Raw genomic sequence first — 22,999 nt, 5'->3', positions numbered from 1 at the left:
ATGGATCAATTAACACATTTTAATGATGAAAAGCGCGCTCAAATGGTAGATGTTACAGAAAAGAAAGAGACAAAACGAATCGCTGTCGCTGAGTCTGTTTTAAAGATGGAACCTGAAACTTTAAGCCGTATTAAAGAAGGAAAAATTAAAAAAGGTGACGTTTTAGCGGTGGCGCAAGTTGCTGGCATTATGGCAGCGAAAAAAACGAGTGATTTTATTCCAATGTGTCATCCACTCATGACCACAAAAGCAGATTTGTCTTTCCACGATGACGGAGTGAATACCCTCACCATTCAAGCAACAGTTGTGACGGTTGGGAAAACGGGTGTGGAGATGGAAGCCTTGTCGGCAGCCTCGATTGCTGCCTTAACAATTTATGATATGTGTAAAGCAATGGACCGCGGAATGGAAATCACACGAACGCGACTACTTGAAAAATCGGGTGGAAAAAGTGGCGAGTTTTCGTCAAAATAGGGGGAATTACTGTGCAAGTTTTAACAGATCGTTTTGGTCGGGCACATGATTATATTCGTATTTCAGTGACTGATCGTTGTAATTTACGTTGTGTCTACTGTATGCCGGAAGAAGGACTCAAATTTTTACCACATGAAAAAGTGCTGTCAAAGGATGAAATTGTAGATTTTATGAAAATTATGGCGCAATTTGGTATAAAAAAAGTCCGGATTACTGGTGGAGAGCCCTTACTACGAACCGATATTGTGGATATCGTTTCAGGAATCGCGAACATCCCGGAAATTGAAGATGTTGCCATCACAACCAATGCGATGTATTTGAATAAAAAAGCAGAGGCTCTAAAAGAAGCGGGACTTTCGCGAATTAATGTCAGCCTTGATTCGCTTCAAGCGGACCGTTTCAAGGAAATTACACGTGGTGGGCGCTTACAGAAAGTGATTGACGGCATACAAAAAGCCGAAGAAGTGGGGCTGTTCCCCATTAAATTAAACGTTGTACTTATTAAAGGACAAAATGATGATGAAATTATTGATTTTTTAAAGTTTACAAAGGATAAAGATATTAATATTCGATTTATTGAATATATGCCTATTGGTCATGCGGGAAATAGTTGGAAAAAGAAATATCTATCTTTAAATACCATTTTTGAAGCATGTAATGAAGCCGGATTTGAATATGAACCTGTTGATACGGTGAAGGGGAATGGCCCTTCTGAAAATTACCGAATTAAAGGGGCTAAAGGAACATTTGGCTTAATTCACCCTGTCAGTTCTCACTTTTGTGCGAGTTGCAATCGGCTACGACTAACAGCAGATGGCTACATCAAAGCTTGTCTATACTGGGATGAGGAGCTAAACATTCGTCCTTACATTCAAAATAACCCTGAAGAATTAATGAAGATTGTACAGCAATCTATTGATAATAAACCGGAAAGTCATGAAATGGCCCTAAAATTACAAGACGAAGATACATCGCACAAACCAACTTGGCGACGAATGAGTCAGATTGGCGGTTAAAAAATAAAGCGCGAAACTAATCGTAGTTTCGCGCTTTACTTATGACGTTCTGCCAAAAGATGTCCCATTTCAGGTAGAATAAGATGTTTCATCCCCGTTTCACAAGCATTTTTCGAACCGGGTAATGCAAAAAATAAAATATCTTCCTCTAAAAATCCGCTAAATGCACGTGTTGCCATCGCTCTTGTCCCAATATCAGCAAAGCTAATTTGCCTAAAAAGTTCGCCAAATCCTGGAATTTCTTGTTTCACTTCAGAAAAAAGGGCCTCATACGTGACATCGCGTTTAGAAAGCCCCGTGCCACCTGTTGAAATAATCGCATGAAGGGGCTCCTTTTTTTAATTCAGCAAAGAGTTGCTTGATTTTTGCCCCGTCATCAGGCACAATCACATGCCTCAAAACGCTATGATTAGCCGCAGTTAAGACTTCCTTTATGTAAACGCCACTCGAATCCGTGTCAAATGTTCGTGTATCACTAATCGTTACAACCGCGCAATTTGCGATAAATGATTCCTTAGCGTGCATAGCTACTCCTCCTCTTTAGTTAAAAAAATGGTGATAGACTTTTTTAGCCGTATTTAATTCGCTTGTGCCATGAATGAATACGCGCCCGTTTTTAAAAACGGTTAATTGATATCCATCAAAATCAAAGAAAATCAAAAAATCATTACGCCTTACAGAAAGTTCTTCGCGCGACAGTCGTTTTGAAATCGCCTCAAAATCAACAGGTCCTCTTCCTTCCAATTGAAATTGGATCGTATTACGCCCGCAAAGAAGAACCGGCTGGGTAGAAAAGCTACGATCAGTTTGTTTCTGAAGTCCACAAGACGGACAAGTTGGAAGCTTTAATACCGCCATTTTTTGAAGCGATAGCTGCCAATTATCAATTTGATAAAACGTGTTATAACTAAATTTTTCATCTAACATCATCTTCACAAGTAGTGAGATTTGAAAACCTGAAACAATCGGAACAAGAGCCCCGTGAACCCCAATAATATCGCAACTCGCCTCATTCGTTTGCGGAGTCTCCCCAATCAGGCAAGTAAGACAAGCTGAATTTTTTGAATCAATCGGTAAAAGCCCAGCATATGTGCCCGCACAAGAAGTGTAAATCCAAGGAATTTCATTTTCACGACACCACTCATTTAAAAATCGCCGCGTCCCAAAATTATCCGTACAATCCAGAACATAATCTACATCCGTATAAGGCGAAAGCGTCTCGCTATTCGCATCATCCACCACATACTCGACCGAAACATCACGATTAATTTGGTTTAAAGCTAAGGCAGCGCTGTACGCTTTAGGTAACCTAGCTTCCGCATCCTTCTCCGTAAAAAGCGTTTGACGTTGCAAATTCGACCATTCTACAAAATCGCGATCGATTAAAATAATTTTCTTAAAGCCCATCCGGGCAAGCATCTCAGCTGAATAACTCCCAATTGCCCCCACACCCACAATAAGAATCGTCGTTTCACTTATTTTAGACTGCCCAACATGCCCAATTTCCTTAACGCGCATTTGTCTATCATAACGTTCCATACGCACACCTCCAAAAAAGATGCACCAAAAGAGTGCATCTTTCTATTTCTTAACCCAACACATCCACGTTTGGCGGTAAATAAGAAGGATTATTTTTATTAATATGATCAAAAAACATAATCCCATTTAAATGATCAATTTCATGTTGCACAACAATAGCCGGGTAATTTTTTAAACGGAGCTTGATAGGTGCGCCGTTTTCATCAAACGCCGAAAGTGTAATCCGTTCGCTTCGAACCACATAACCTGGAACTTCACGGTCAACAGAAAGACAGCCTTCACCGCCCGCTAGGCAAGCTTCTTGAACCGAATAACTTTTAATTTTCGGATTGTATAGTACATAGCTGTAAAGTTTATCATTTTCATCTTCTATATGGATGGCAATAATCCGTTTACTAACAGCAAGTTGTGGGGCAGCGAGTCCAACGCCTCCGCGAAGGCCATATTTTTCCGCTATTTCTTCATCTTGACTGTTTTTTAAAAAAGTGAGCATTTCTTGTCCCAATTCTTTTTCTTCATCAGAAAGGGGAAAAGTGACTTCTTGCGCCACTTCACGCAACGCTTTATGTCCCTCACGAACAATATCTTTCATTAAAATCATCTCATCGACGCTCCTGTTCATTCATTACTACTTTTTATTTTATCAAATATAGATGGAAATGGGAATAAATTGAAAGAACTAAATTAATTTTTTATTAAAGCCGAATAAAATTTAATTTAATGGTCATAACATTCGTTTTTAATTTTGATTTCATTTTTTTATAGTTTGTGAATTCACAAACTATCTTTTGTTTATATGAAAAAGTGTGTTATTAAAGTGGTACTAGCTGTTTCACTATATTATATAACAGTCTAATTGGTACTTATGGATTTTTAATACAGTTATAATAAACGAATAATAACTGATATAAAGCTATTGAAAGCGATGATAAAATAAGAGCTCATTATATTGACTTCCTATAAATTGTAGTGTAAATTAAAGGAGAAGATTGGTGTATTACTGAAATACCCTTTTTAAAATGAAACAGATTTAAAATAAAAAGTATCTGGAATTTAAAAAAGGTAAATGGTTGTTTGTGAAAATGTGCTGATTTTTTCACATACTTAAGTGGTTTGCGATGTTTTGCAAAATAAGCTTAGGGAATAGGGAAATGAGCAACCAGACAATCGAGAGATAGAAGGGGAAAGATTCTGTAAGGACATACGTTTAAACTTCACAGATAGAATCATTTCTTCTATATTATCATGTTTACATTTCAGTACATACACAATCAGGTTTTCAGGAAATGAAGCTTTCAGAGATTCTGAATGATGGCGCATTCATTTTCTCCACTATTTTGTTAAACGAAAGGAAGAGATACGTAATGGCTTCTAAAGAAAAGAAGGCAATAATCGATGTAAAGAAACAGTTTGATGCAGTTTCGAAACAATTTGAAATGGTTCAAATTTTAAATGAAAAAGGAGAAGTGGTGAATCCGGACTTAATGCCTGATTTAACCGATGAGCAACTTGTTGAGTTAATGACACGCATGGTTTGGACACGAGTACTTGATCAACGTTCTATTTCTTTAAACCGTCAAGGTCGTTTAGGTTTCTATGCCCCAACAGCTGGTCAAGAAGCTTCTCAATTAGCAAGCCATTATGCGCTTGAAAAATCAGACTATGTATTACCAGGTTATCGTGATGTGCCACAACTCATTTGGCACGGCTTACCGTTAACAAAAGCTTTCCTTTTCTCACGTGGGCATTTTGTAGGGAATCAATTCCCAGAAGATTTAAAAGTACTATCCCCACAAATCATCATTGGCGCGCAAATCGTTCAAGCAGCTGGTGTTGCTTTAGGGCTTAAAAAACGTAAAAAAGATAATGTGGTTATCACATACACAGGTGATGGCGGTTCATCACAAGGGGACTTCTATGAAGGAATGAACTTTGCAGGTGCCTTTCATGCTCCAGCTATTTTCGTTGTACAAAATAATATGTTTGCGATTTCTACTCCTCGTGAAAAACAATCTGCTGCCCCAACACTTGCACAAAAAGCAGTTGCTGCAGGTATTGTAGGTGTTCAAGTGGATGGAATGGATCCACTAGCAGTTTATGCAGTGACTAAATTTGCGCGTGAACGTGCTGTTGCTGGCGATGGTCCAACACTTATTGAAACAATGACGTATCGTTATGGTCCACATACACTTTCTGGTGATGACCCAACTCGTTACCGTACAAAAGAACTTGACGGAGAATGGGAACTTAAAGATCCAATCGTTCGTTTCCGTGCTTTCTTAGAAGGTAAAGGGCTTTGGAACGAAGAAAAAGAAAATGAAGTTATTGACCGTGCGAAAGAAGAAATCAAAGAAGCAATTAAAGAAGCAGATGCGATTCCAAAACAAAAAGTTTCTGATCTTCTTAAAAATATGTATGAAACACCAACAGCCAATGTAAAAGAGCAATTGGCAATTTATGAAGCGAAGGAGTCGAAATAATCATGGCGCAAAAAACAATGATTCAAGCGATTACAGATGCGCTTGCAGTTGAACTTAAAAATGACGAAAACGTCTTAGTGTTTGGTGAAGACGTTGGTAAAAACGGCGGCGTTTTCCGTGCGACAGAAGGACTTCAAGATGAATTTGGCGAAGACCGCGTATTTGATACACCACTTGCAGAATCCGGTATCGGTGGTCTTTCAATTGGTTTAGCACTTGAAGGTTATCGTCCAGTGCCTGAAATTCAATTCTTTGGTTTCGTATTTGAAGTGATGGACTCTGTGGTTGCACAAATGGCACGTATGCGTTACCGTACTGGTGGCACTCGTACTGCCCCAATCACAATTCGCGCCCCGTTTGGCGGGGGTGTACACACACCTGAACTTCATGCTGATAACTTGGAAGGCTTAATGGCACAGTCCCCGGGGCTAAAAGTTGTTATTCCGTCCACCCCTTATGACGCAAAAGGATTACTGATCTCTGCGATTCGCGACAATGACCCGGTTATTTTCTTAGAACATATGAAATTATACCGTTCATTCCGTGAAGAAGTTCCAGAAGGCGAATATACAGTTGAAATTGGTAAAGCAGCTGTCCGCCGTGAAGGTACTGACGTTACGATTATCGCTTATGGTGCTATGGTTCAAGAATCAATAAAAGCAGCTGAAGCTTTGGAAAAAGAAGGCGTATCTGCTGAGGTAATTGATTTACGTACAATCAGCCCAATTGACACAGATACAATTGTTGCATCTGTCAAGAAAACTAACCGTGTTGTTGTCGTTCAAGAAGCACAAAAACAAGGTGGAGTAGCAGCAAATGTAATCGCTGAAATTAATGACCGTGCAATTCTTTCTCTTGAAGCACCTGTTATGCGTGTAACTGCACCTGACAGTGTATTCCCGTTCTCACAAGCAGAAACAGTTTGGTTACCAAACCACAATGATGTTGTAGAACGTGTTAAAGAAGTTTTAGCTTTCTAATAAAAAGCATACGTTACGTGGCCGTTTTGGCTGCGTAACATTTTATAAAAGTTTGAATAAAAACAGGAGGCTTAATAGATAATGGCATATTCATTTAAATTACCGGATATCGGTGAAGGTATCCATGAAGGCGAAATCGTAAAATGGTTCGTAAAACCAGGCGATAAAATTGAAGAAGACGAATCTCTATTTGAAGTACAAAATGACAAATCAGTGGAAGAAATCACTTCTCCCGTAACAGGTACAGTAAAAGAAATTAAAGTAGCTGAAGGTGAAGTAGCAACTGTAGGTCAAGTTTTAATTACTTTTGATGGCGTAGAAGGTCACGAAGACGATGCGGCAGAAGAAGTAAAAGAAGAAACAAAAGCTCCTGAGAAAGCGGCTACGGGTTCTGGTGTATTCGAATTTAAATTACCAGATATCGGTGAAGGTATCCATGAAGGCGAAATCGTAAAATGGTTCGTCAAATCAGGAGATAAGGTAGAAGAAGACCAAGCGATTTTTGAAGTGCAAAATGATAAATCAGTGGAAGAAATTACATCTCCAGTAGATGGTACCGTTAAAGATATTTTAGTAGGAGAAGGAACTGTTGCAACAGTTGGTCAAGTACTTATTACATTTACGGGTGATTTTGAAGGTAGCGCGGATCATTCCTCCACCCCAGAATCTCCTGCTGAAACAGCTAAAGTAGAAGAAAAACAAATTAAAGAAGCTCCTGTTAGCGGCGGAAATGGCACACCTTCTGCTGAAAAAGATCCAAATGGTCTTGTGATTGCAATGCCGTCTGTACGTAAATATGCACGTGAAAAAGGTGTGGATATTCGTCTTGTAGCGGGTAGTGGCAAAAACAATCGTATCTTAAAACAAGATATTGAGGCGTATCTAAATGGAGATGCTCCAAAACAAGCAGCAGAATCTACTGAAACAGCAGCACCTGCTAAAGAAAAAGCAGAAAAAGTAGCTCCAAAACCAATTCCTGCGGCTGGTGATGCTTATCCTGAAACACGTGAAAAACTGACACCAACTCGTCGCGCAATTGCTAAGGCTATGGTGAATTCGAAACATACAGCGCCGCACGTAACTTTAATGGATGAAATCGAAGTTTCTGCTCTTATGGCACATAGAAAACGTTTCAAAGAAGTTGCGGCGGATAAAGGTATCAAGCTTACTTTCTTACCTTATATGGTGAAAGCACTAGTTGCGACATTAAAAGAGTTCCCTGTTCTTAATACAACAATGGATGATGCAACAGAAGAACTTATCTATAAACATTATTATAATGTTGGTATTGCAGCAGATACAGACCATGGTTTGTATGTACCAGTTATTAAAAATGCAGATACAAAATCTATCTTCTCTATTTCCGGTGAGATTAATGAATTAGCTGGAAAAGCACGTGATGGTAAATTAACTGCAGACGAAATGCGTCATGGTTCTGCCACAATTTCAAATATCGGTTCTGCTGGTGGTCAGTGGTTTACCCCTGTAATCAACTACCCTGAAGTTGCTATTTTAGGTGTAGGACGTATTGCTGAGAAAGCTATCGTTAAAGATGGTGAAATTGTTGCCGCTCCTGTTCTTGCTTTATCTTTAAGCTTTGATCACCGTGTTATTGATGGTGCAACAGCGCAAAAAGCAATGAACAATATTAAACGTTTATTAAATGATCCAGAATTATTACTAATGGAGGCGTAAAATAATGGTAGTAGGAGATTTTCCAGAAGAAAGAGATACGATCGTAATTGGTGCAGGCCCTGGTGGATATGTTGCGGCCATTCGTGCAGCGCAACTTGGACAAAAAGTTACAATTATTGAGAAAGAATATTTTGGCGGTGTATGCTTAAATGTTGGATGTATTCCTTCTAAAGCCTTAATTACAATTGGTCACCGTTTTAAAGAAGCTAGTCATTCTGATAACATGGGAATTACAGCGAAAGATGTGAACCTTGATTTTACAAAAGCACAAGAATGGAAGGGCGGAGTAGTAAACAAGTTAACTACAGGCGTTCGTGGTCTTCTTAAAAAGAATAAAGTTGAGATGCTTGAAGGGGAAGCTTTCTTCGTTGATGAACATTCATTACGTGTTATTCACCCTGATTCCGCTCAAACTTATACGTTTAATAACGTTATTATTGCAACAGGTTCACGTCCAATTGAAATTCCTGGTTTCAAATATGGCAAACGTGTTTTAAGTTCAACAGGTGCACTTGCCCTTCAAGAAGTACCTAAAAAACTTGTTGTTATTGGCGGTGGGTACATCGGAACTGAACTTGGTGGCGCATTTGCTAACTTGGGTACAGAGTTAACGATTTTAGAAGGTGGCCCAGAAATCTTACCGACATATGAAAAAGATATGGTGTCTCTTGTTAAACGTAGCTTAAAGAGCAAAAATGTTGAGATTGTAACAAAAGCCCTTGCGAAATCAGCTGAAGAAACTGAAAATGGTGTGAAAGTCACTTATGAAGCAAATGGGGAAACAAATACAATCGAAGCTGATTATGTTCTAGTAACTGTTGGGCGTCGTCCAAATACAGATGATATCGGTCTTGAGCAACTAGGCGTTAAAGTTTCTGAACGTGGTTTAATTGAAGTAGACAAACAAGGACGTACAAATCTTCCTAATGTCTATGCAATTGGGGATATCGTTCCAGGCGTTCCTTTAGCACATAAAGCGAGCTATGAAGCAAAAGTTGCGGCAGAAGCTATTGCTGGAGAAAAATCCGAAAATGATTATACAGTACTTCCAGCGGTCGTATTTAGTGATCCAGAACTAGCAACGGTTGGATTAACTGAGAAAGAAGCAAAAGAAAAAGGAATTGATGTGAAAGCATCGAAATTCCCATTCGGCGGAAATGGTCGTGCGCTCTCTCTTGACGCTCCAGAAGGTTTCGTTCGTCTAGTTACACGCAAAGAAGATGGTCTTGTGTTAGGTGCGCAAGTGGCTGGAATGAATGCTTCAGATATTATTTCTGAAATCGGTCTTGCGATTGAAACGGGCGTAACAGCTGAAGATATTGCGCTTACTATTCATGCCCATCCTTCTCTAGGTGAGCTTACAATGGAAGCAGCAGAACTTGCTTTAGGACATCCCATTCATATTTAATAAAAAAAATACGCTGTTTACATTTGTAGACAGCGTATTTTATATGTTAAAATTTAGATAGCGACAAAAGAGAAATATTTCACAAATAAAAATGAAGAATTCAGGTGTAAAAATGGGAAAACATTGGCACATTCCACAATTTCTTTTTATTTTGCTGATGATTATTGCAGGTATTTGTACAGTGGATACTTTTGTGCAGTTTGGTATTGGTTTTGTTCATCATATGCATGATACAGATGGATATAAAGCGGTGTTACGTATTCTTGCAACACCATTTACAAATCCAGTTGTAGCAATACCAATCGCAAGCATTGCTTTACGATATGTTGTGGTGTTTATTTTGAATTTTATTCTTCCAGCACTCTTCTTTGTAGGTATGCATTTTGCAAAAATTTCTTATAGACAAAAACATGTAGAATCTCATAGTTATTAAATGACAAAAACTTTTATTATTTAGACAGAAGTTTAAACTTCGAACAAGAGAGTAAGGTGGAGAGATGAAAAAAGGCTTATTTTGGTTTTCATATATCGTATCAGGAATTTGTTTTTTACTGACGATAATTGCATTTGTAATCGGGTTTATTGAACATATGCATGATACAGGGGGATTTCAGGCGGTTTTTAAAATTTTGGAAACGCCGATTACAGGTTTTATTAAATTGACAAATGGTTATATTCAAAAATCGGTTATCGAAATTATCCTTTTAATTATTGTGAGCTATCTTTTACCCGCTTATTTTATTGTTATGACCAATTTATTAAAGCGAAAAAAAGAACAAGAACGTTAAAGATGCCTTTGTTGCGTCTTTTTTTTGTAAACAATTCATTTTAAACTTAGGAAATAGCATGATAAAATAGAGCTAGAGACATTAAATTCGAATGGAACATCTTAAATTTTATTCAGGATAAAGGGGTGACAAAAATGAATTATAGTTATCCGATTGATATGGACTGGTCAAAAGATGAAATCACAACTGTTATCCATTATTTTGAAATGATTGAGAAAGCTTATGAAAAAGGAGTAAGCACCTCTGAAATTAAGGAAGCATATCGGGCTTTTAAAGTGGTTGTACCTTCCATTGGGGAAGAGAAGCGCCTGGGTAGAGAGTTTGAGGACGCGAGTGGCTATTCGCCGTACCAAGTCATGAAAATGTTAAAAAATGCTACAACAAGCACGATTAAAATGAAGCCGTAATGTAGGAGGAATGGAAATGGATATTAGTCAAATTAAAGCAAATGAAGTAAAACCTGTTGAAGGAATTCATATTGCCGAATCAAAAAATGCGAAAGTGAAGGTGATGACGTTTGTCAATTTACGTTGTCCATACTGCCGCAAGTGGCACACTGAATCACGAGAAGTGCTAAATCGATTTATTGAAGATGGTAAAATTGAACTGATTATTAAACCTTTTGATAAAGAAAAAGAGTCCCTTTTGCCTGGCAATGTGGCACACCGCTATTTAAATTATGATACGCCGTTTGAAACGTTAGAAGTAATTGATAAAATTTATGCGACACAAGATGAGTGGGGACATTTACCGCTTAATGATGTCGGGGCGTATATGGAAAAAGAATTGAATTTAAAAGAGCAAGATAACCAACATGCGACGGAAGCGATTATTAAAGAAGCGAATGTTGCGAATGTTGTTTTCGTCCCGACAGTTATTGTGGGGGATCATATATTTGATGAACACATTACACCAGAAGAACTTGAAGTATTATTAAATGAAGAATTTGCCAAATAAAACTTTTGAGTTAGAAGTGAGTATAATACTTGCTTCTTTTTTTTAGGACGTGCTCTCTTAGATAGAGGATTGATTGCCATCTTAGTTTCTGGTAATATGGGATTATGACTAATTGTTCAGAAAGAAGTAATAGGAGGGGCAATCATGACGATTTTTGGCATCCCGATAGAGACCGTTTATTACTATATACTTATTATTATAGGTATTTTAATTGTCATTGATGTATTATCTGCACTTATTTTTTCAGTCAGCATTATTAGTTTTTCTTTAGATTTATTGCCAGTACCTGGATCCGTATTTTTATATTTTCTAGGTGCTTTTTCTTTAGCTGGTTTTTTAGGTGAAAAATATACGTCACTTTCAAGTATTAATGTTTTAATTGGCTCAGTGATTTTTGGTTTAATTTTTGCATTTATTCTCTATTTTGGAATACTTTTACCACTATCTAGGACAAGCGATTCCATAGCATATGCGACAAAAGATTTAGAAGGGAAAACGGGTGTAGTGATTACACCTATTCCAATCGATGGTTTTGGCGAGGTGTTAATTGAGATGAATGCTGGAAAAGTGGCAAAAGCTGCTAAATCAAATCATAATGAGCCTATTTCACTAGGAGCAACTGTCATTATTATTGATGCGACAGATGCGTATATTGTGGTTTCGCCGTATACTTCTTTTTTAGCTTAAGGACACATTAGTTACTACATAATAGGGAGGCTGTAAAGTTTGAATATGTTAACCGGAGGAATTACATTTGTTTTAATCATTGCAGTTGTGGTACTTATTTTATTTTTAGTCGTGTTTGTTACGAAGTACAAAACAGTTGGACCAGATGAAGCGCTAATTGTTTCTGGGAGTTACTTAGGACGTAAAAATGTGTTTGTTGATGAAGGCGGCAAAAAAGTGAAGATTGTCCGCGGCGGGGGTACGTTTGTGATGCCTGTTTTTCAACAATCCCGTCCCATAAGCTTACTATCGAGTAAATTAGATGTCCGAACACCCGAAATTTATACAGAGCAAGGTGTTCCAGTGATGGCTGATGGTACCGCGATTATTAAAATTGGGGGCTCTATCTCAGAGATTGCAACAGCGGCTGAACAATTTTTAGGGAAGACAAGTGAAGAGCGTGAATCCGAGGCGATTGAAGTAGTGGAGGGGCATCTCCGTGCCATTTTAGGGTCCATGACTGTGGAAGAAATTTATAAAAATCGTGATAAATTTTCTCAAGAAGTACAAGGCGTTGCCGCACAAGATTTAGCTAAAATGGGATTCATTATTGTGTCCTTTACATTAAAAGAGGTTCGCGATAATAATGGATATTTAGATGCGCTTGGTAAACCGCGTATTGCGCAAGTGAAGCGTGATGCAGATGTAGCGGAGGCAGAGGCAAGTAAAGAAACACGTGTCAAACGAGCAGAAGCGGAAAAAGATGCGACCCGTTCTGAACTTGAACGTAAAACAGAAATCGCCGAGGCAGAGAAGCAAAATCAATTAAAAGTAGCGGAATATCGTCGTGAACAAGAAACAGCAAAAGCAAATGCCGACCAAGCTTATGACCTTGAAAGCGCTCGAGCGAAGCAAGAAGTTATCGAACAGCAAATGCAAATTCAAATCATTGAGCGTCAAAAACAAATTGAGCTAGAAGAGCGTGAAATACAGCGCCGCGAACGTCAATACGATGCAGAAGTGAAGAAAAAGGCAGATGCTGATCGTTATGCTATTGAGCAACAAGCAGCAGCACGGAAAAGCCAGGAATTTGCCGAAGCCGAAGCCAATCAATATCGTATCGAAACGAAGGCTAAAGCGGAGGCTGAACAAGTTCGCGTCCAAGGTATCGCAAAAGCCGAAGCAGAACAAGCGCAAGGAACAGCGGCTGCGGAAGTTATTCGTTTGAGAGGTTTGGCGGAAGCTGAGGCTAAACGTAAGATAGCGGAAGCTTATGATTTATATGGTCAAGCGGCCATGCTTGATATGATTGTAACGATGCTACCTGAATACGCCAAACAAGTCGCAGAACCGATGAGCCATATCGATACCATCACGGTTGTTGATACAGGAAGTAATTCGGCAAATGGTGGGGCAAATAAAGTGAGCGCTTATGCGACCAATTTAATGGCAACCGCACAAGAAAGCTTAAAAGCCACGACAGGCCTAGACATCCGGGAATTATTAGAAAATTTCTCTGGCAAAGGAAATATTAAAAACAGCGTGGATGATTTAACCAAAACGATAAAAACAGAAGTAGAATAAAAAACATGCCTTTTGGGGTAAAATAAAAAGGATGGCCAACTGGCCATCCTTTTTGTATCTCATACGTTTTAAAAAAACTTCCTACGCCAAAAAACAAGCGCTAAAACTCCGGCGATACCAAATGAAATCCCTAATGTCAAAATCCAAGCGAGCGGCATTCCCATAAAAGGCAGTTCAACGTTCATACCGTAAAAACTAAATACCATTGTTGGAATCGTTAAAATGATGGTAAAGGACGTTAAAAATTTCATGACAATATTCATATTGTTAGAGATAATCGATGCATAGGCATCCATCATCCCACTTAAAATATTCGAATGAACTTCCGCCATTTCAATCCCTTGACGGTTTTCAATAATAACATCTTCAAGTAAATCTTGATCTTCCTCATACATTTTGACAATATGTTGGCGCATCATTTTATCTAAAACAAGCTTATTAGATTTAAGAGCAGTAACGAAATAGACTAAACTTTTTTCTATCCCCATTAAATCATAAAGCTGCTTATTTTTCATGGACTCATGTAATTCTTTTTCAATTTCATCTGTCTGGCGATTTAAGCGCTTTAAGTGGCGCAAAAATTGCGTAGAAATCATATAAAGAATTTGCAAAGCAAAACGAGTTTTCATATGCGTATAAAAGCCTTTAATACGGCGTTTTATAAAGGACTGTATAATAGAAGAATCAATCGTACAAATTGTAATAAAATGATCTTTGGTTAAAATAATCCCCATTGGAATGGTTTCAAAAGAAGCATAGTGAATATCATCCTCATCCACAACCGGAAAGTCACAAATAATTAAAACGGCTTCCGTATCATCATCGCGTTCAATCCGCGCACTTTCATCTTTATCCAGTGGATCTTCTAGAAACTCTAAAGGAATATTATAATTTTCGGCAACTTGGTTAATTTCTTCAGAAGTTGGCGCCACAATGTTAATCCATGAATTGCGTTCCGCCACTTCCAGTTCCATTAACTTGCCATCTTCATCAGATTTAAAAATTTGGTGCATCAAGAACCCTCCTCTTTTTGGACTAGAGCAGGCGTTTTGCAAAAAATGAAGGAATTGTCTTCAGCAAAATAGACCTGCGCATGTATACTTCGATGTGGATCAGGCTCGCTAGGCTTTCGATTTTGTTTTTTCACGACAATTCACTCCCTTTCAGAAAGACAAATACTCACAACCTCACTATTATAACGAGTTTAGCCGTATTTGTACATGTTTATTTTATTGCAAGTTGATAAAGCGGCAAAAGCTCACGAAAGACGGTCTCAGCTTCTTTGAGAAGTGCTTTCTCGGAGCGCAGCAACGCCGAATCTTCCGAGTAGACTTTTCCCACTAAAAACTCGCCTTTTTTAACATCGCGAAAACGTTTTAAAGTCCCCAAAAGCTCCTTGCTGTCTAAAGCGAATGTTGTGCTAACGGTATGATCTTTCGAGATGGAAAAATCAGTTGGAAGCGCATCAAACATCGCCTGATTTTCCAAAAAGCGGCTTGCGATTTGATCCCGATCTTCATTTTCATAAATAAAAGCCAGCCAAATAAATAAGTAATCTCCATATAAGCCTACTTGAAAATGCGGATGCTTCTTATAGCCGCGCTTGTCATCGCAAATGGCAAACCACGTACTATCTGGCGGATTAACAGAACGCCTGGCATGTCGTGCAATATGTAAATACATTTCTGTATGAAGTTCCATACTTAAAAATTGCGTAAGTTCTTCACCAAGCGCTTTAAATTTTGGCTGAATTTGCGTTTGGATGGCCTCCATGCGATTTTCTAATCCTTTCGTGCGCATTGCCTTAAAATCCTTTTTTGTAAAGCCGTTTGTCATAGGTAAAACCTCCAAAAATCATTTGTTACTATCTATTATACGGAAGAAAAGTATCCTCTGAAAGCAACTTGCTTTCTTTTCACCATATGCTAAAATAAAACCATTATAATAAAAGGAGCTGTCAAAATGAGCCGTTTAGCTAAGGAAAAACAATTTGTTGCCGCTTTTTTCGAGGAAGCAGGGGCAGAAATCATTGCTTCTTTTCAAAAAAACTTAACGATTGAAACAAAATCAGATCGAAATGATTTAGTCACGAATATTGATAAGCAAATCGAAACGCTTTTTGTTCAAAGAGTAGGAGAAAAATTTCCCACACATCGTATTTTTGGAGAAGAAGGGATGGCGGCAGAAATTGATACGCTTGACGGGCCTGTTTGGATTGTCGATCCAATTGATGGCACGCTTAATTTTGTCGCACAACAAAAGAATTTTGCTATTTCGGTTGCCTTATATGTGGATGGTATAGGTGTTTACGGCGCAATTTATGAAGTCGAAAAAGGCGATATTTACACATGTGAAAAAGGGTTTGGAGCTTATCTAAATGAGAGAAAGCTACCAAAAGTAAGTTCAGATGCGGCCATTTCTGATCACTTACTCATCGCTAATTTGAGTGCTATTCGTATAAACGAACGCTTGTTTGAAGCGATAAAAGAATCACGCGGGCTACGTTTATACGGAGCTGCTTCTTTAGAATATATGTATGTAGCAACGGGGCGCGCTGGTGCTTATATGTCGGCAAATCTCGCGCCTTGGGACGTTGCAGCAGGAAAAATTATTGCTGAGGAGTTAGGTTGTATCGTGACCCGCCTTGATGGGAGTCAAATGAATATGTTAGAAAAAGGGTCCTCCATTGTTGCATTACCACATGTTCACAAGGAACTTATGCAAAATTATTTACGATAAAAATTTCGTTTTCTGAAAACAAAAGGGTGTCAAGTGAAGAAAGATGTGCTATAATAGGTAAGTTGATTTATACGAAATGTTCAGATAAGGCATTTAAAGTCGGTTTTACTGATGACTCATCTGTTTACACGTCGTACGCTTTGTACTTCGTAAGTTTAATTTTACTGCTTCCGAGGAAAATAATTTATTTTCCTTTTTATTTGGCTCGTTAGCAGGAAAATCAGGCGGGAATCATGCGCATTTCGTTCTAAAAAAGCAAATTGAAACCCGATTTTTAGGAGGAAACAAACTAGTGAATTTAAGAGAAGACATTCGTAATATTGCGATTATTGCCCACGTTGACCATGGTAAAACAACACTCGTGGATGAACTATTAAAACAATCCGGTACGTTCCGTGAAAATGAACATGTAGATGAACGTGCGATGGATTCAAACGATATTGAACGCGAACGCGGTATCACGATTTTAGCCAAAAATACTGCGATTAATTATAAAGGTATCCGTGTCAACATTATGGATACACCTGGACACGCCGACTTTGGTGGTGAAGTAGAACGAATCATGAAAATGGTAGATGGTGTTCTTCTAGTTGTCGATGCTTACGAAGGTACAATGCCTCAAACGCGTTTTGTGCTAAAAAAAGCATTAGAGCAAAACCTAACACCAATCGTTGTTGTGAATAAAATAGACCGTGATTTTGCGCGTCCAGAAGAAGTTGTAGATGAAGTTTTAGAACTTTTCATTGAACTAGGCGCGAATGATGACCAACTAGAATTCCCGGTTATTTATGCTTCTGCTATTAACGGGACTTCAAGTGAGGATTCAGATCCATCTAAACAAGAAAAAACAATGGCTCCGCTTTTGGACACAATTGTTGAACACATTCCTGCACCAATTGATAATAGTGACGAGCCGCTTCAATTCCAAGTTTCTCTTTTAGACTATAATGACTATGTGGGTCGTATTGGAATTGGTCGTATTTTCCGCGGTACCATGCATGTTGGTCAAACCGTTGCCCTCATGAAACTGGATGGTTCTGTAAAACAATTCCGTGTCACTAAAATGTTCGGTTTCTTCGGTTTAAAACGTGAAGAAATTAAAGAAGCAAAAGCAGGCGACCTTGTTGCCTTATCCGGAATGGAAGATATTTTCGTTGGGGAGACTGTAACACCGTTTGATGAACAAGATGCGCTTCCAGTATTACGAATCGATGAGCCAACCCTACAAATGACTTTTGTAACCAATAATAGCCCTTTTGCTGGTCGTGAAGGAAAACATGTGACTAGCCGTAAAATTGAGGAGCGGTTAATGGCCGAGCTTCAGACTGACGTTTCACTTCGCGTAGAACCAACAAGTTCACCAGATGCGTGGACGGTTTCCGGTCGTGGTGAGCTCCACTTGTCGATTTTAATTGAAACAATGCGTCGTGAGGGTTATGAGCTTCAAGTTTCTAAACCAGAAGTTATTATCCGTGAAGTAGAAGGCGTAAAATGTGAGCCAGTTGAAGATGTTCAAATTGATACACCTGAAGAATTTATGGGTGCTGTTATTGAATCTATCAGCCAACGTAAAGGCGAAATGCAAAATATGATTAATGATGGAAACGGCCAAGTCCGTTTGCAATTTAAAGTTCCAGCACGTGGATTAATCGGTTATACAACAGATTTCTTATCGATGACGCGTGGTTACGGAATTATTAACCATACTTTCCTAGCTTATGAGCCTATGCAATCAGGTCGTGTCGGTGGCCGCCGTAATGGCGCGCTTGTATCTATGGAAACTGGAAAAGCAACGACTTATGGTATTATGCAAGTTGAGGACCGTGGTACTATTTTCGTTGAGCCTGGTACTGAGATTTACGAAGGTATGATTGTTGGTGAAAACAGCCGTGAAAATGACATTGCTGTAAACGTAACGAAAGCGAAGCAAATGACTAACATTCGTTCTGCAACAAAAGATCAAACGAATGTCAATCAAAAAACCTCGCCAAATGTCACTCGAGGAATCACTTGAATTCTTAAATGACGACGAATACTGTGAGGTAACGCCAGAAAGCGTACGCTTGCGTAAGAAAATCTTAAATAAAAATGAGCGTGAAAAAGCTGCAAAACGTGCAAAGAGCGCTGAATAAATAATAAATCCCCTTATCTTTCTATTTAATATAGAAAGATAAGGGGATTTTTAATTTTCGTCTAAAGATAATCGATAGGTTAACATCGCGTTTAGCATCACAAGCATCTGTTCATATTCCTGTTTTTTAGCTTCAATATCTTGAATTTTATTTGCGATTCGGTCGATAGCTTCTTGATTATCAACTGAATTTTGGTCAACATCGCTAAGAATTTCTTTAATCTCAGTGAGAGAATAGCCTACTTTTTGAAATTTTTTAATCAGTTTTAAACGATCAATCGCGCTTTCTGAGTAGTTGCGATAATTATTTCGCTCTCGCGTGACATGTTGATGGCCTAGGAGTCCTTCTTTTTCATAATAGCGGATGGTGTAGGTTTGGAGATCAGTTTTTTGAGATAAATCTTGAATTTTCATATTTTTTTCCTTTCAAACACTTGCATTAAAGTTAACTATAAGGTTTATACTCATCTAGTATAGCACATTTAAAACTTGAGGAGATGACTTTGATGAAAATTTTTGTTACAGGTGGTACAGGAAACATTGGCTCAGCAGTTGTTCAAAATTTAATAGCAAATGATCATGAAGTAATTGGTTTAGCACGTTCCAAAGAAAGTGAACAACTACTTCAGAAGAACGGAGCAGAGGTTTATAGAGGAGAATTAACTGATTTAACGGACTTGTCCCAATTAGCTAAAAGCGTAGATGGTGTGATTCATTTAGCTTTTATGAATGGTATAACGGATATGGAACGTTCGCTTCGTATCGACTTGGAATTTATCCGAAAAATGGGAAAAGCTTTAGAAAAAACAAATAAACCATTTGTTATCACAAACCATGTAAATGGAGACAAATCCATTGACGCTTTGTTTGCACTTACGGGCGTAAGGTCAGCAGTTGTGAGCTTACCTCCAACCGTACATGGTAACGAAGATATTCATGGATTTATTCCTACACTTATTCAGATAGCTAAAAAAACAAACTACGCGGCTTTTGTTGGTAAGGGAGAAAATAGATGGCCAGCTGTTCATAGGCTTGATGCAGCTAATTTATATCGACTTGCCGTACTGAATGCGGAGGCTGGTTCATTTTTAAGCGGACGAGCAGAGGAAGGTATTCCTTTTATTGATATTGCAACCACAATTGGTAATCAGCTAAATATCCCAACCAAAAGTGTGACAAATAAGGAAGCAAAGGAACTGTTTGGCTTTTTGGGCGAATTAGTTGCTTTAGACTTGCCAAGTGTAGCACCTGAAACAACTGAACTTTCCAGAAGTTTAGGTTGGGGTCCGAAAGAAAGAAGCCTTCTTATAGATATGCAACAAGGGCATTATTTTAAATAAAAGAATAGTCTTAGGGCTATTTTTTTTGTGTAGAAAAAGGATGTTCTCATTGTAATGAATTTGTAATATTTCTATTTTTTTGCTATAGTAAGAGAAGAAAGGAGTGTGTTTGTCATGAAAAAGTGGTTGGTAAGTTTAATCATTATAAGTATTGCAGTTTTAGCTGCAGCTTGTGGAGCAGATTCAGCAAATTCTGATTCAGATAAAGCAAAAACAAACGATAAACAAGAATCAACAAAGAAAAAGGAAAGTTCTAAAGAAGAGGAGTCCAAGAAAGAAGAAGCAAAATCAGAGCCAAAAGATGAAAATGCAAATACAACTTCTGAAAATAAAGAAGAAAAAACAGAAACTGAAAAACCTGCTTCTGATGAAAAACAAAGTCAGGCAGAAGCGCCTAGCAAAAAAGCAACTGAACCGGCTAAACCTGCGGTAAAAACCATTGCAGGGCCGCAAATTAGTAAGGCAACATTTCAAACATCGAATGTTCTTCCAGTAACAGGAGGTCAGGTAGAAAACGTTTCAGGGAACTACAATCCTTCCTTTATCAAAGATTTTAATTCGCTTGTAATCCGAGTTAATCAATATAAAGTTGAACGTGTTCAAAATCCAACAAAAGAAATCGATGTTTATTCACCGGAAAGCTATATGCAAAACGGAGGGTACGTTGTAACACTAGATGTTTCTATTTTTAATGAAACAACAAAAAACATTATGTATAAAGCCGAAGAAATTAGTTTAGTTGGAGCAAGTAAAAGTACAGGCGGAAGCCTAGATAACTTTGTGCCTTCTAATTATCATTTAACAGGCAGCACGGCCGATTCTTATGTATTTAGTCCTGGCAAAACGGTAGAAGGATATATTACGTATATGATGGATGATGCAAAATATGAAGATTTTAAAGCAAAACCAAGTATTGCAGTCCCAAGCCCAAGTAAATTTGATGCTAGTGTACCAAAAAACGATGCGGCTATTTCTTCTTTAAGCTTAAACTAAAAAAAGGTGTGTAACGTCAATTTAAATCGCGTTACACACCTTTTTTAATTTGATTCACGTTCTAAAATCTCGCGTTTTAACACACTAAGTGGTTTATTAAACGGTTTGTTAAATTTAAATTTACCAGAATTGATACGTTCCATTGTATGAATCGCAACCCGGTGGTCACATTCTTTACAAATATACATACGAATGGGTTTATTTCGCAGTTGCTTCGTCTTAAATTCGCGTCTATCTAACTCATCTGTCCGGTCACATAAAATACATGTTGCTTTCATGAAAAATCACCTCGTATTTTTATTATAGCATGTTTTACAAGGAAATTGGGAAGTGTAGATTTTTATATAAACCGTTTGCAGTATGCGTATTTTGTGCTATACTTAATTTGTTAAGAATATGCTGCGTCTAGAACACGCATGAGAGGGAGGGTCGCTGTGATGACTGAAAACAAAAGCCACCGAGATGAGGCTGTTTTGCTACTTAAAGAAGATGCACGTCGGATTTTGCAACTGATTAAAGTTCAGATGGATAATTTAACTTTGCCACAGTGTCCAGCGTATGAAGAAGTATTAGATACACAAATGTACGGTTTATCCCGTGAAATTAATTTTGCAACTAGACTCGGCTTAATTGAAATGGAAGAAGGAAAGCGTCTTCTTGCAACGTTAGAAAAAGAATTATCTACATTGCATGAACTGTCGATGAACAAGCAGTAATGTTTGAAAAAGGGTCTACAAAATTTGTAGGCGCTTTTTTTTCATTTTGTCATTTGATTGTTTTGCAAGAGGCGAGCTTTTTCTTTATAATGTTAACAGGACGCTTTAAAAGCGCAACAAAGATTGGAAGAGGAATATGCTGAAAAAAAATTTTAAAATCGTATGATTATTCATTAATAGCCGTATATCTCATTTTATGTTTATTTGGGCTTATTATGGTATATAGTGCAAGTTGGTCACTTGCATATCGACAAGATTTACCTGCTGATTTCTTTTATATGAGGCAAGTTAAAAATTTGGTCATTAGTTTAATTTGTTTTGGACTATTCGCTCTTTTTCCATACCGAGTTTATCAAAATAATAAATTTTTAATGCCCATGATGTTTGGTTCTGTCTTACTTCTATTGCTAATTTTTGCCATGGGGCATACCGCAAATAATGCGCAAAGTTGGTTCCGTTTTGGAGCAGCCTCGCTTCAGCCAGCGGAGTTTGTAAAAATATCAGTTATTATTTATTTGGCTGCGATTTATGCGAAAAAACAAAAATATATTGATGATTTTAACCGTGGCGTTTTGCCTCCTATTTTCTTTCTTGCGGTAGTATGTTTTTTAATCGCCATTCAACCGGATATCGGTTCTGCTTTTATCATCTTTATGACAGGTTGCTGTATTATCATTTGTTCTGGCATGCGACTTAAAACGATTTTAAAGCTGATCGGATTAGGTCTGGGAATTATTATTATCCTAGCGCTCATTGTACTTATCTTACCAGATGATTTACAGAAGCAAATTATTTCACCAACTCGAATGGGAAGAATTACAGGCTTTTTAAATCCATTTACAGACCGAGGAAATACAGGGCATCAACTCGTTAATTCATTCTTTGCGATTGGCTCTGGCGGTGTTTTTGGTCAAGGTTTAGGACAAAGCGTTCAAAAACTTGGATATTTGCCAGAAGCGCATACGGATTTCATTATTGCTGTTATTGCTGAGGAATTAGGCATTTTTGGAGTCTTAGTTGTTATTTTAGGATTATTCTTCCTTATTTTTAAAATCATTCTAACAGGACTTCGGGCGAACAATCCTTTTGGTGCACTTCTTTGTTACGGAATTGCCGGACTGATTGGTATTCAATCTTTCATTAATTTAGGCGGTGCAACAGGTGTCATTCCAATAACTGGTGTTACATTACCATTTATAAGCTATGGTGGATCTTCACTTATGGTCATGTCCATTTTAATTGGAATTGTGGCGAATGTTGGCATGTTTACCAATTATCAACGAAAATATGGTAAAAAAGAAACGAATTAAAAGATAAAACAAGCGAATGTTTTATCTTTTTTTTGGCTAAATATCCGTTTTTCTCTATAAGCTTGCAAATAATTAGGAGAAAGTAATTTACATCTGATAGGGTTTAATACTATAATTGAGTTTATATACCGCTTTTTAAAATACAGAATATGTAAAAGAAAAAAGCTTTATAGCCGTAAAAAA

General features: G+C 37.9%; 25 protein-coding genes and 1 pseudogene. 18 read left to right on the top strand and 8 right to left on the bottom strand.

All coding sequences use genetic code 11. The annotated features are described in order from the left end of the window. Both moaC and moaA read left to right on the top strand, forming a co-directional pair. Positions 1–474 (top strand): cyclic pyranopterin monophosphate synthase MoaC, encoded by a 474-nt coding sequence (gene moaC, locus LFLEISCH_RS02950; RefSeq protein WP_007472799.1) that lies wholly within the window; start codon positions 1–3, stop codon positions 472–474. Between the two features lie 11 nt (positions 475–485). Then, positions 486–1,490: a GTP 3',8-cyclase MoaA gene (gene moaA, locus LFLEISCH_RS02945; protein WP_007472797.1), complete on the top strand. Its 1,005-nt coding sequence runs from the start codon at positions 486–488 to the stop codon at positions 1,488–1,490. A gap of 35 nt (positions 1,491–1,525) precedes the next feature. Here moaA and LFLEISCH_RS16170 read toward each other — a convergent pair whose 3' ends face one another. Genes LFLEISCH_RS16170 through def form a run of 4 tightly spaced genes read right to left on the bottom strand, consistent with a single transcriptional unit; the run spans position 1,526 to position 3,630 of the window. Then, the gene (locus LFLEISCH_RS16170) at positions 1,526–1,804 is read right to left on the bottom strand and encodes a MogA/MoaB family molybdenum cofactor biosynthesis protein (RefSeq protein WP_277619589.1); all 279 of its coding nucleotides are present in this window, start codon (positions 1,802–1,804) and stop codon (positions 1,526–1,528) included. Continuing rightward, positions 1,776–2,015: a molybdopterin-binding domain-containing protein gene (locus tag LFLEISCH_RS16165; RefSeq protein WP_007472793.1), complete on the bottom strand. Its 240-nt coding sequence runs from the start codon at positions 2,013–2,015 to the stop codon at positions 1,776–1,778. The genes LFLEISCH_RS16170 and LFLEISCH_RS16165 overlap by 29 nt, the downstream gene beginning before the upstream one ends. Positions 2,016–2,030: 15 nt before the next feature. Further along, positions 2,031–3,029 (bottom strand): ThiF family adenylyltransferase, encoded by a 999-nt coding sequence (locus tag LFLEISCH_RS02935; protein WP_007472792.1) that lies wholly within the window; start codon positions 3,027–3,029, stop codon positions 2,031–2,033. Between the two features lie 49 nt (positions 3,030–3,078). Beyond that, positions 3,079–3,630: a peptide deformylase gene (gene def / locus LFLEISCH_RS02930; RefSeq protein WP_007472789.1), complete on the bottom strand. Its 552-nt coding sequence runs from the start codon at positions 3,628–3,630 to the stop codon at positions 3,079–3,081. 763 nt (positions 3,631–4,393) lie between these two features. On the opposite strand from def, the gene pdhA reads away from it, so the two are divergent. The 10 genes from pdhA to LFLEISCH_RS02880 all read left to right on the top strand — a co-directional run bounded on the left by pdhA (position 4,394) and on the right by LFLEISCH_RS02880 (position 13,587). Continuing rightward, on the top strand, positions 4,394–5,509 hold the full coding sequence (pdhA, locus tag LFLEISCH_RS02925; RefSeq protein ID WP_007472787.1) for a pyruvate dehydrogenase (acetyl-transferring) E1 component subunit alpha: 1,116 nt from the start codon (positions 4,394–4,396) through the stop codon (positions 5,507–5,509). Between the two features lie 2 nt (positions 5,510–5,511). Further along, a complete protein-coding gene (locus tag LFLEISCH_RS02920; protein ID WP_007472786.1) occupies positions 5,512–6,489 on the top strand; it encodes an alpha-ketoacid dehydrogenase subunit beta in 978 nt (325 codons plus the stop codon). Between the two features lie 81 nt (positions 6,490–6,570). Beyond that, a complete protein-coding gene (locus LFLEISCH_RS02915; protein ID WP_007472784.1) occupies positions 6,571–8,184 on the top strand; it encodes a dihydrolipoyllysine-residue acetyltransferase in 1,614 nt (537 codons plus the stop codon). Between the two features lie 4 nt (positions 8,185–8,188). Beyond that, the gene (gene lpdA, locus LFLEISCH_RS02910) at positions 8,189–9,592 is read left to right on the top strand and encodes a dihydrolipoyl dehydrogenase (RefSeq protein ID WP_007472782.1); all 1,404 of its coding nucleotides are present in this window, start codon (positions 8,189–8,191) and stop codon (positions 9,590–9,592) included. A 112-nt stretch (positions 9,593–9,704) separates the two neighbouring features. Next, positions 9,705–10,025, top strand: a complete 321-nt coding sequence (locus LFLEISCH_RS02905; protein ID WP_007472780.1) for a hypothetical protein — start codon at positions 9,705–9,707, stop codon at positions 10,023–10,025. A gap of 64 nt (positions 10,026–10,089) precedes the next feature. Beyond that, positions 10,090–10,380: a hypothetical protein gene (locus tag LFLEISCH_RS02900; protein WP_007472777.1), complete on the top strand. Its 291-nt coding sequence runs from the start codon at positions 10,090–10,092 to the stop codon at positions 10,378–10,380. A 134-nt stretch (positions 10,381–10,514) separates the two neighbouring features. Then, positions 10,515–10,787: a UPF0223 family protein gene (locus LFLEISCH_RS02895; RefSeq protein WP_007472775.1), complete on the top strand. Its 273-nt coding sequence runs from the start codon at positions 10,515–10,517 to the stop codon at positions 10,785–10,787. Positions 10,788–10,803: 16 nt separating this feature from the next. After that, entirely contained in the window at positions 10,804–11,337 is a 534-nt protein-coding gene (locus tag LFLEISCH_RS02890; protein ID WP_007472773.1) for a DsbA family protein, read from the top strand. A 144-nt stretch (positions 11,338–11,481) separates the two neighbouring features. Next, entirely contained in the window at positions 11,482–12,024 is a 543-nt protein-coding gene (locus LFLEISCH_RS02885; RefSeq protein ID WP_007472771.1) for an NfeD family protein, read from the top strand. Between the two features lie 45 nt (positions 12,025–12,069). After that, positions 12,070–13,587, top strand: coding sequence for a flotillin family protein (locus LFLEISCH_RS02880; RefSeq protein WP_040504742.1), 1,518 nt, complete (start codon positions 12,070–12,072; stop codon positions 13,585–13,587). A gap of 68 nt (positions 13,588–13,655) precedes the next feature. Here LFLEISCH_RS02880 and LFLEISCH_RS02875 read toward each other — a convergent pair whose 3' ends face one another. Together LFLEISCH_RS02875 and LFLEISCH_RS02870 are read right to left on the bottom strand one after the other, a co-directional pair. Then, entirely contained in the window at positions 13,656–14,600 is a 945-nt protein-coding gene (locus LFLEISCH_RS02875; RefSeq protein ID WP_007472768.1) for a magnesium transporter CorA family protein, read from the bottom strand. A 211-nt stretch (positions 14,601–14,811) separates the two neighbouring features. Then, a complete protein-coding gene (locus LFLEISCH_RS02870) occupies positions 14,812–15,423 on the bottom strand; it encodes a YktB family protein (RefSeq protein ID WP_007472766.1) in 612 nt (203 codons plus the stop codon). A gap of 126 nt (positions 15,424–15,549) precedes the next feature. On the opposite strand from LFLEISCH_RS02870, the gene LFLEISCH_RS02865 reads away from it, so the two are divergent. Together LFLEISCH_RS02865 and typA are read left to right on the top strand one after the other, a co-directional pair. Continuing rightward, complete coding sequence (locus LFLEISCH_RS02865; RefSeq protein WP_007472764.1) at positions 15,550–16,326, top strand: inositol monophosphatase family protein; 777 nt, start codon at positions 15,550–15,552, stop codon at positions 16,324–16,326. Positions 16,327–16,618: 292 nt separating this feature from the next. Next, positions 16,619–18,458, top strand: a pseudogene (gene typA, locus LFLEISCH_RS02860) (translational GTPase TypA). 50 nt (positions 18,459–18,508) lie between these two features. On the opposite strand, the gene LFLEISCH_RS02855 reads toward typA, so the two are convergent. Next, the gene (locus LFLEISCH_RS02855) at positions 18,509–18,871 is read right to left on the bottom strand and encodes a MerR family transcriptional regulator (RefSeq protein WP_007472758.1); all 363 of its coding nucleotides are present in this window, start codon (positions 18,869–18,871) and stop codon (positions 18,509–18,511) included. A gap of 92 nt (positions 18,872–18,963) precedes the next feature. Between LFLEISCH_RS02855 and LFLEISCH_RS02850 the strand changes: the two genes are divergently transcribed. Then, entirely contained in the window at positions 18,964–19,797 is an 834-nt protein-coding gene (locus LFLEISCH_RS02850) for an SDR family oxidoreductase (RefSeq protein WP_007472756.1), read from the top strand. A 114-nt stretch (positions 19,798–19,911) separates the two neighbouring features. After that, positions 19,912–20,790: a DUF5068 domain-containing protein gene (locus tag LFLEISCH_RS02845; RefSeq protein WP_007472754.1), complete on the top strand. Its 879-nt coding sequence runs from the start codon at positions 19,912–19,914 to the stop codon at positions 20,788–20,790. A 44-nt stretch (positions 20,791–20,834) separates the two neighbouring features. On the opposite strand, the gene LFLEISCH_RS02840 is transcribed toward LFLEISCH_RS02845, so the two are convergent. Next, a complete protein-coding gene (locus LFLEISCH_RS02840; RefSeq protein WP_007472752.1) occupies positions 20,835–21,068 on the bottom strand; it encodes a YlaI family protein in 234 nt (77 codons plus the stop codon). Between the two features lie 159 nt (positions 21,069–21,227). Here LFLEISCH_RS02840 and LFLEISCH_RS02835 point away from each other — a divergent pair, with 159 nt between their 5' ends. Together LFLEISCH_RS02835 and ftsW are read left to right on the top strand one after the other, a co-directional pair. Next, entirely contained in the window at positions 21,228–21,506 is a 279-nt protein-coding gene (locus tag LFLEISCH_RS02835; protein WP_007472751.1) for an Fpa/YlaN family protein, read from the top strand. Between the two features lie 149 nt (positions 21,507–21,655). Beyond that, positions 21,656–22,816: a putative lipid II flippase FtsW gene (gene ftsW / locus LFLEISCH_RS02830; RefSeq protein ID WP_040504739.1), complete on the top strand. Its 1,161-nt coding sequence runs from the start codon at positions 21,656–21,658 to the stop codon at positions 22,814–22,816. Positions 22,817–22,999 lie beyond the last annotated feature (183 nt).

Origin of the sequence: Listeria fleischmannii subsp. fleischmannii LU2006-1, from assembly GCF_000344175.1 — a bacterium.
In the GTDB taxonomy this organism is placed as follows: domain Bacteria; phylum Bacillota; class Bacilli; order Lactobacillales; family Listeriaceae; genus Listeria; species Listeria fleischmannii.
Note: the sequence above shows the minus strand (reverse complement) of the source record. Positions and strands in the feature narration are given on the sequence as shown.

Excerpts from the sequence above, each read along its gene's own strand:
- moaC (WP_007472799.1), top strand. The coding sequence starts at position 1 with ATGGATCAATTAACACATTTTAATGATGAAAAGCGCGCTCAAATGGTA.
- LFLEISCH_RS16165 (WP_007472793.1), bottom strand. The coding sequence starts at position 2,015 with ATGCACGCTAAGGAATCATTTATCGCAAATTGCGCGGTTGTAACGATT.
- LFLEISCH_RS02935 (WP_007472792.1), bottom strand. The coding sequence starts at position 3,029 with ATGGAACGTTATGATAGACAAATGCGCGTTAAGGAAATTGGGCATGTT.
- def (WP_007472789.1), bottom strand. The coding sequence starts at position 3,630 with ATGATTTTAATGAAAGATATTGTTCGTGAGGGACATAAAGCGTTGCGT.
- pdhA (WP_007472787.1), top strand. The coding sequence starts at position 4,394 with ATGGCTTCTAAAGAAAAGAAGGCAATAATCGATGTAAAGAAACAGTTT.
- LFLEISCH_RS02920 (WP_007472786.1), top strand. The coding sequence starts at position 5,512 with ATGGCGCAAAAAACAATGATTCAAGCGATTACAGATGCGCTTGCAGTT.
- LFLEISCH_RS02915 (WP_007472784.1), top strand. The coding sequence starts at position 6,571 with ATGGCATATTCATTTAAATTACCGGATATCGGTGAAGGTATCCATGAA.
- lpdA (WP_007472782.1), top strand. The coding sequence starts at position 8,189 with ATGGTAGTAGGAGATTTTCCAGAAGAAAGAGATACGATCGTAATTGGT.
- LFLEISCH_RS02905 (WP_007472780.1), top strand. The coding sequence starts at position 9,705 with ATGGGAAAACATTGGCACATTCCACAATTTCTTTTTATTTTGCTGATG.
- LFLEISCH_RS02900 (WP_007472777.1), top strand. The coding sequence starts at position 10,090 with ATGAAAAAAGGCTTATTTTGGTTTTCATATATCGTATCAGGAATTTGT.
- LFLEISCH_RS02895 (WP_007472775.1), top strand. The coding sequence starts at position 10,515 with ATGAATTATAGTTATCCGATTGATATGGACTGGTCAAAAGATGAAATC.
- LFLEISCH_RS02890 (WP_007472773.1), top strand. The coding sequence starts at position 10,804 with ATGGATATTAGTCAAATTAAAGCAAATGAAGTAAAACCTGTTGAAGGA.
- LFLEISCH_RS02885 (WP_007472771.1), top strand. The coding sequence starts at position 11,482 with ATGACGATTTTTGGCATCCCGATAGAGACCGTTTATTACTATATACTT.
- LFLEISCH_RS02880 (WP_040504742.1), top strand. The coding sequence starts at position 12,070 with ATGTTAACCGGAGGAATTACATTTGTTTTAATCATTGCAGTTGTGGTA.
- LFLEISCH_RS02875 (WP_007472768.1), bottom strand. The coding sequence starts at position 14,600 with ATGCACCAAATTTTTAAATCTGATGAAGATGGCAAGTTAATGGAACTG.
- LFLEISCH_RS02870 (WP_007472766.1), bottom strand. The coding sequence starts at position 15,423 with ATGACAAACGGCTTTACAAAAAAGGATTTTAAGGCAATGCGCACGAAA.
- LFLEISCH_RS02865 (WP_007472764.1), top strand. The coding sequence starts at position 15,550 with ATGAGCCGTTTAGCTAAGGAAAAACAATTTGTTGCCGCTTTTTTCGAG.
- LFLEISCH_RS02855 (WP_007472758.1), bottom strand. The coding sequence starts at position 18,871 with ATGAAAATTCAAGATTTATCTCAAAAAACTGATCTCCAAACCTACACC.
- LFLEISCH_RS02850 (WP_007472756.1), top strand. The coding sequence starts at position 18,964 with ATGAAAATTTTTGTTACAGGTGGTACAGGAAACATTGGCTCAGCAGTT.
- LFLEISCH_RS02845 (WP_007472754.1), top strand. The coding sequence starts at position 19,912 with ATGAAAAAGTGGTTGGTAAGTTTAATCATTATAAGTATTGCAGTTTTA.
- LFLEISCH_RS02840 (WP_007472752.1), bottom strand. The coding sequence starts at position 21,068 with ATGAAAGCAACATGTATTTTATGTGACCGGACAGATGAGTTAGATAGA.
- LFLEISCH_RS02835 (WP_007472751.1), top strand. The coding sequence starts at position 21,228 with ATGACTGAAAACAAAAGCCACCGAGATGAGGCTGTTTTGCTACTTAAA.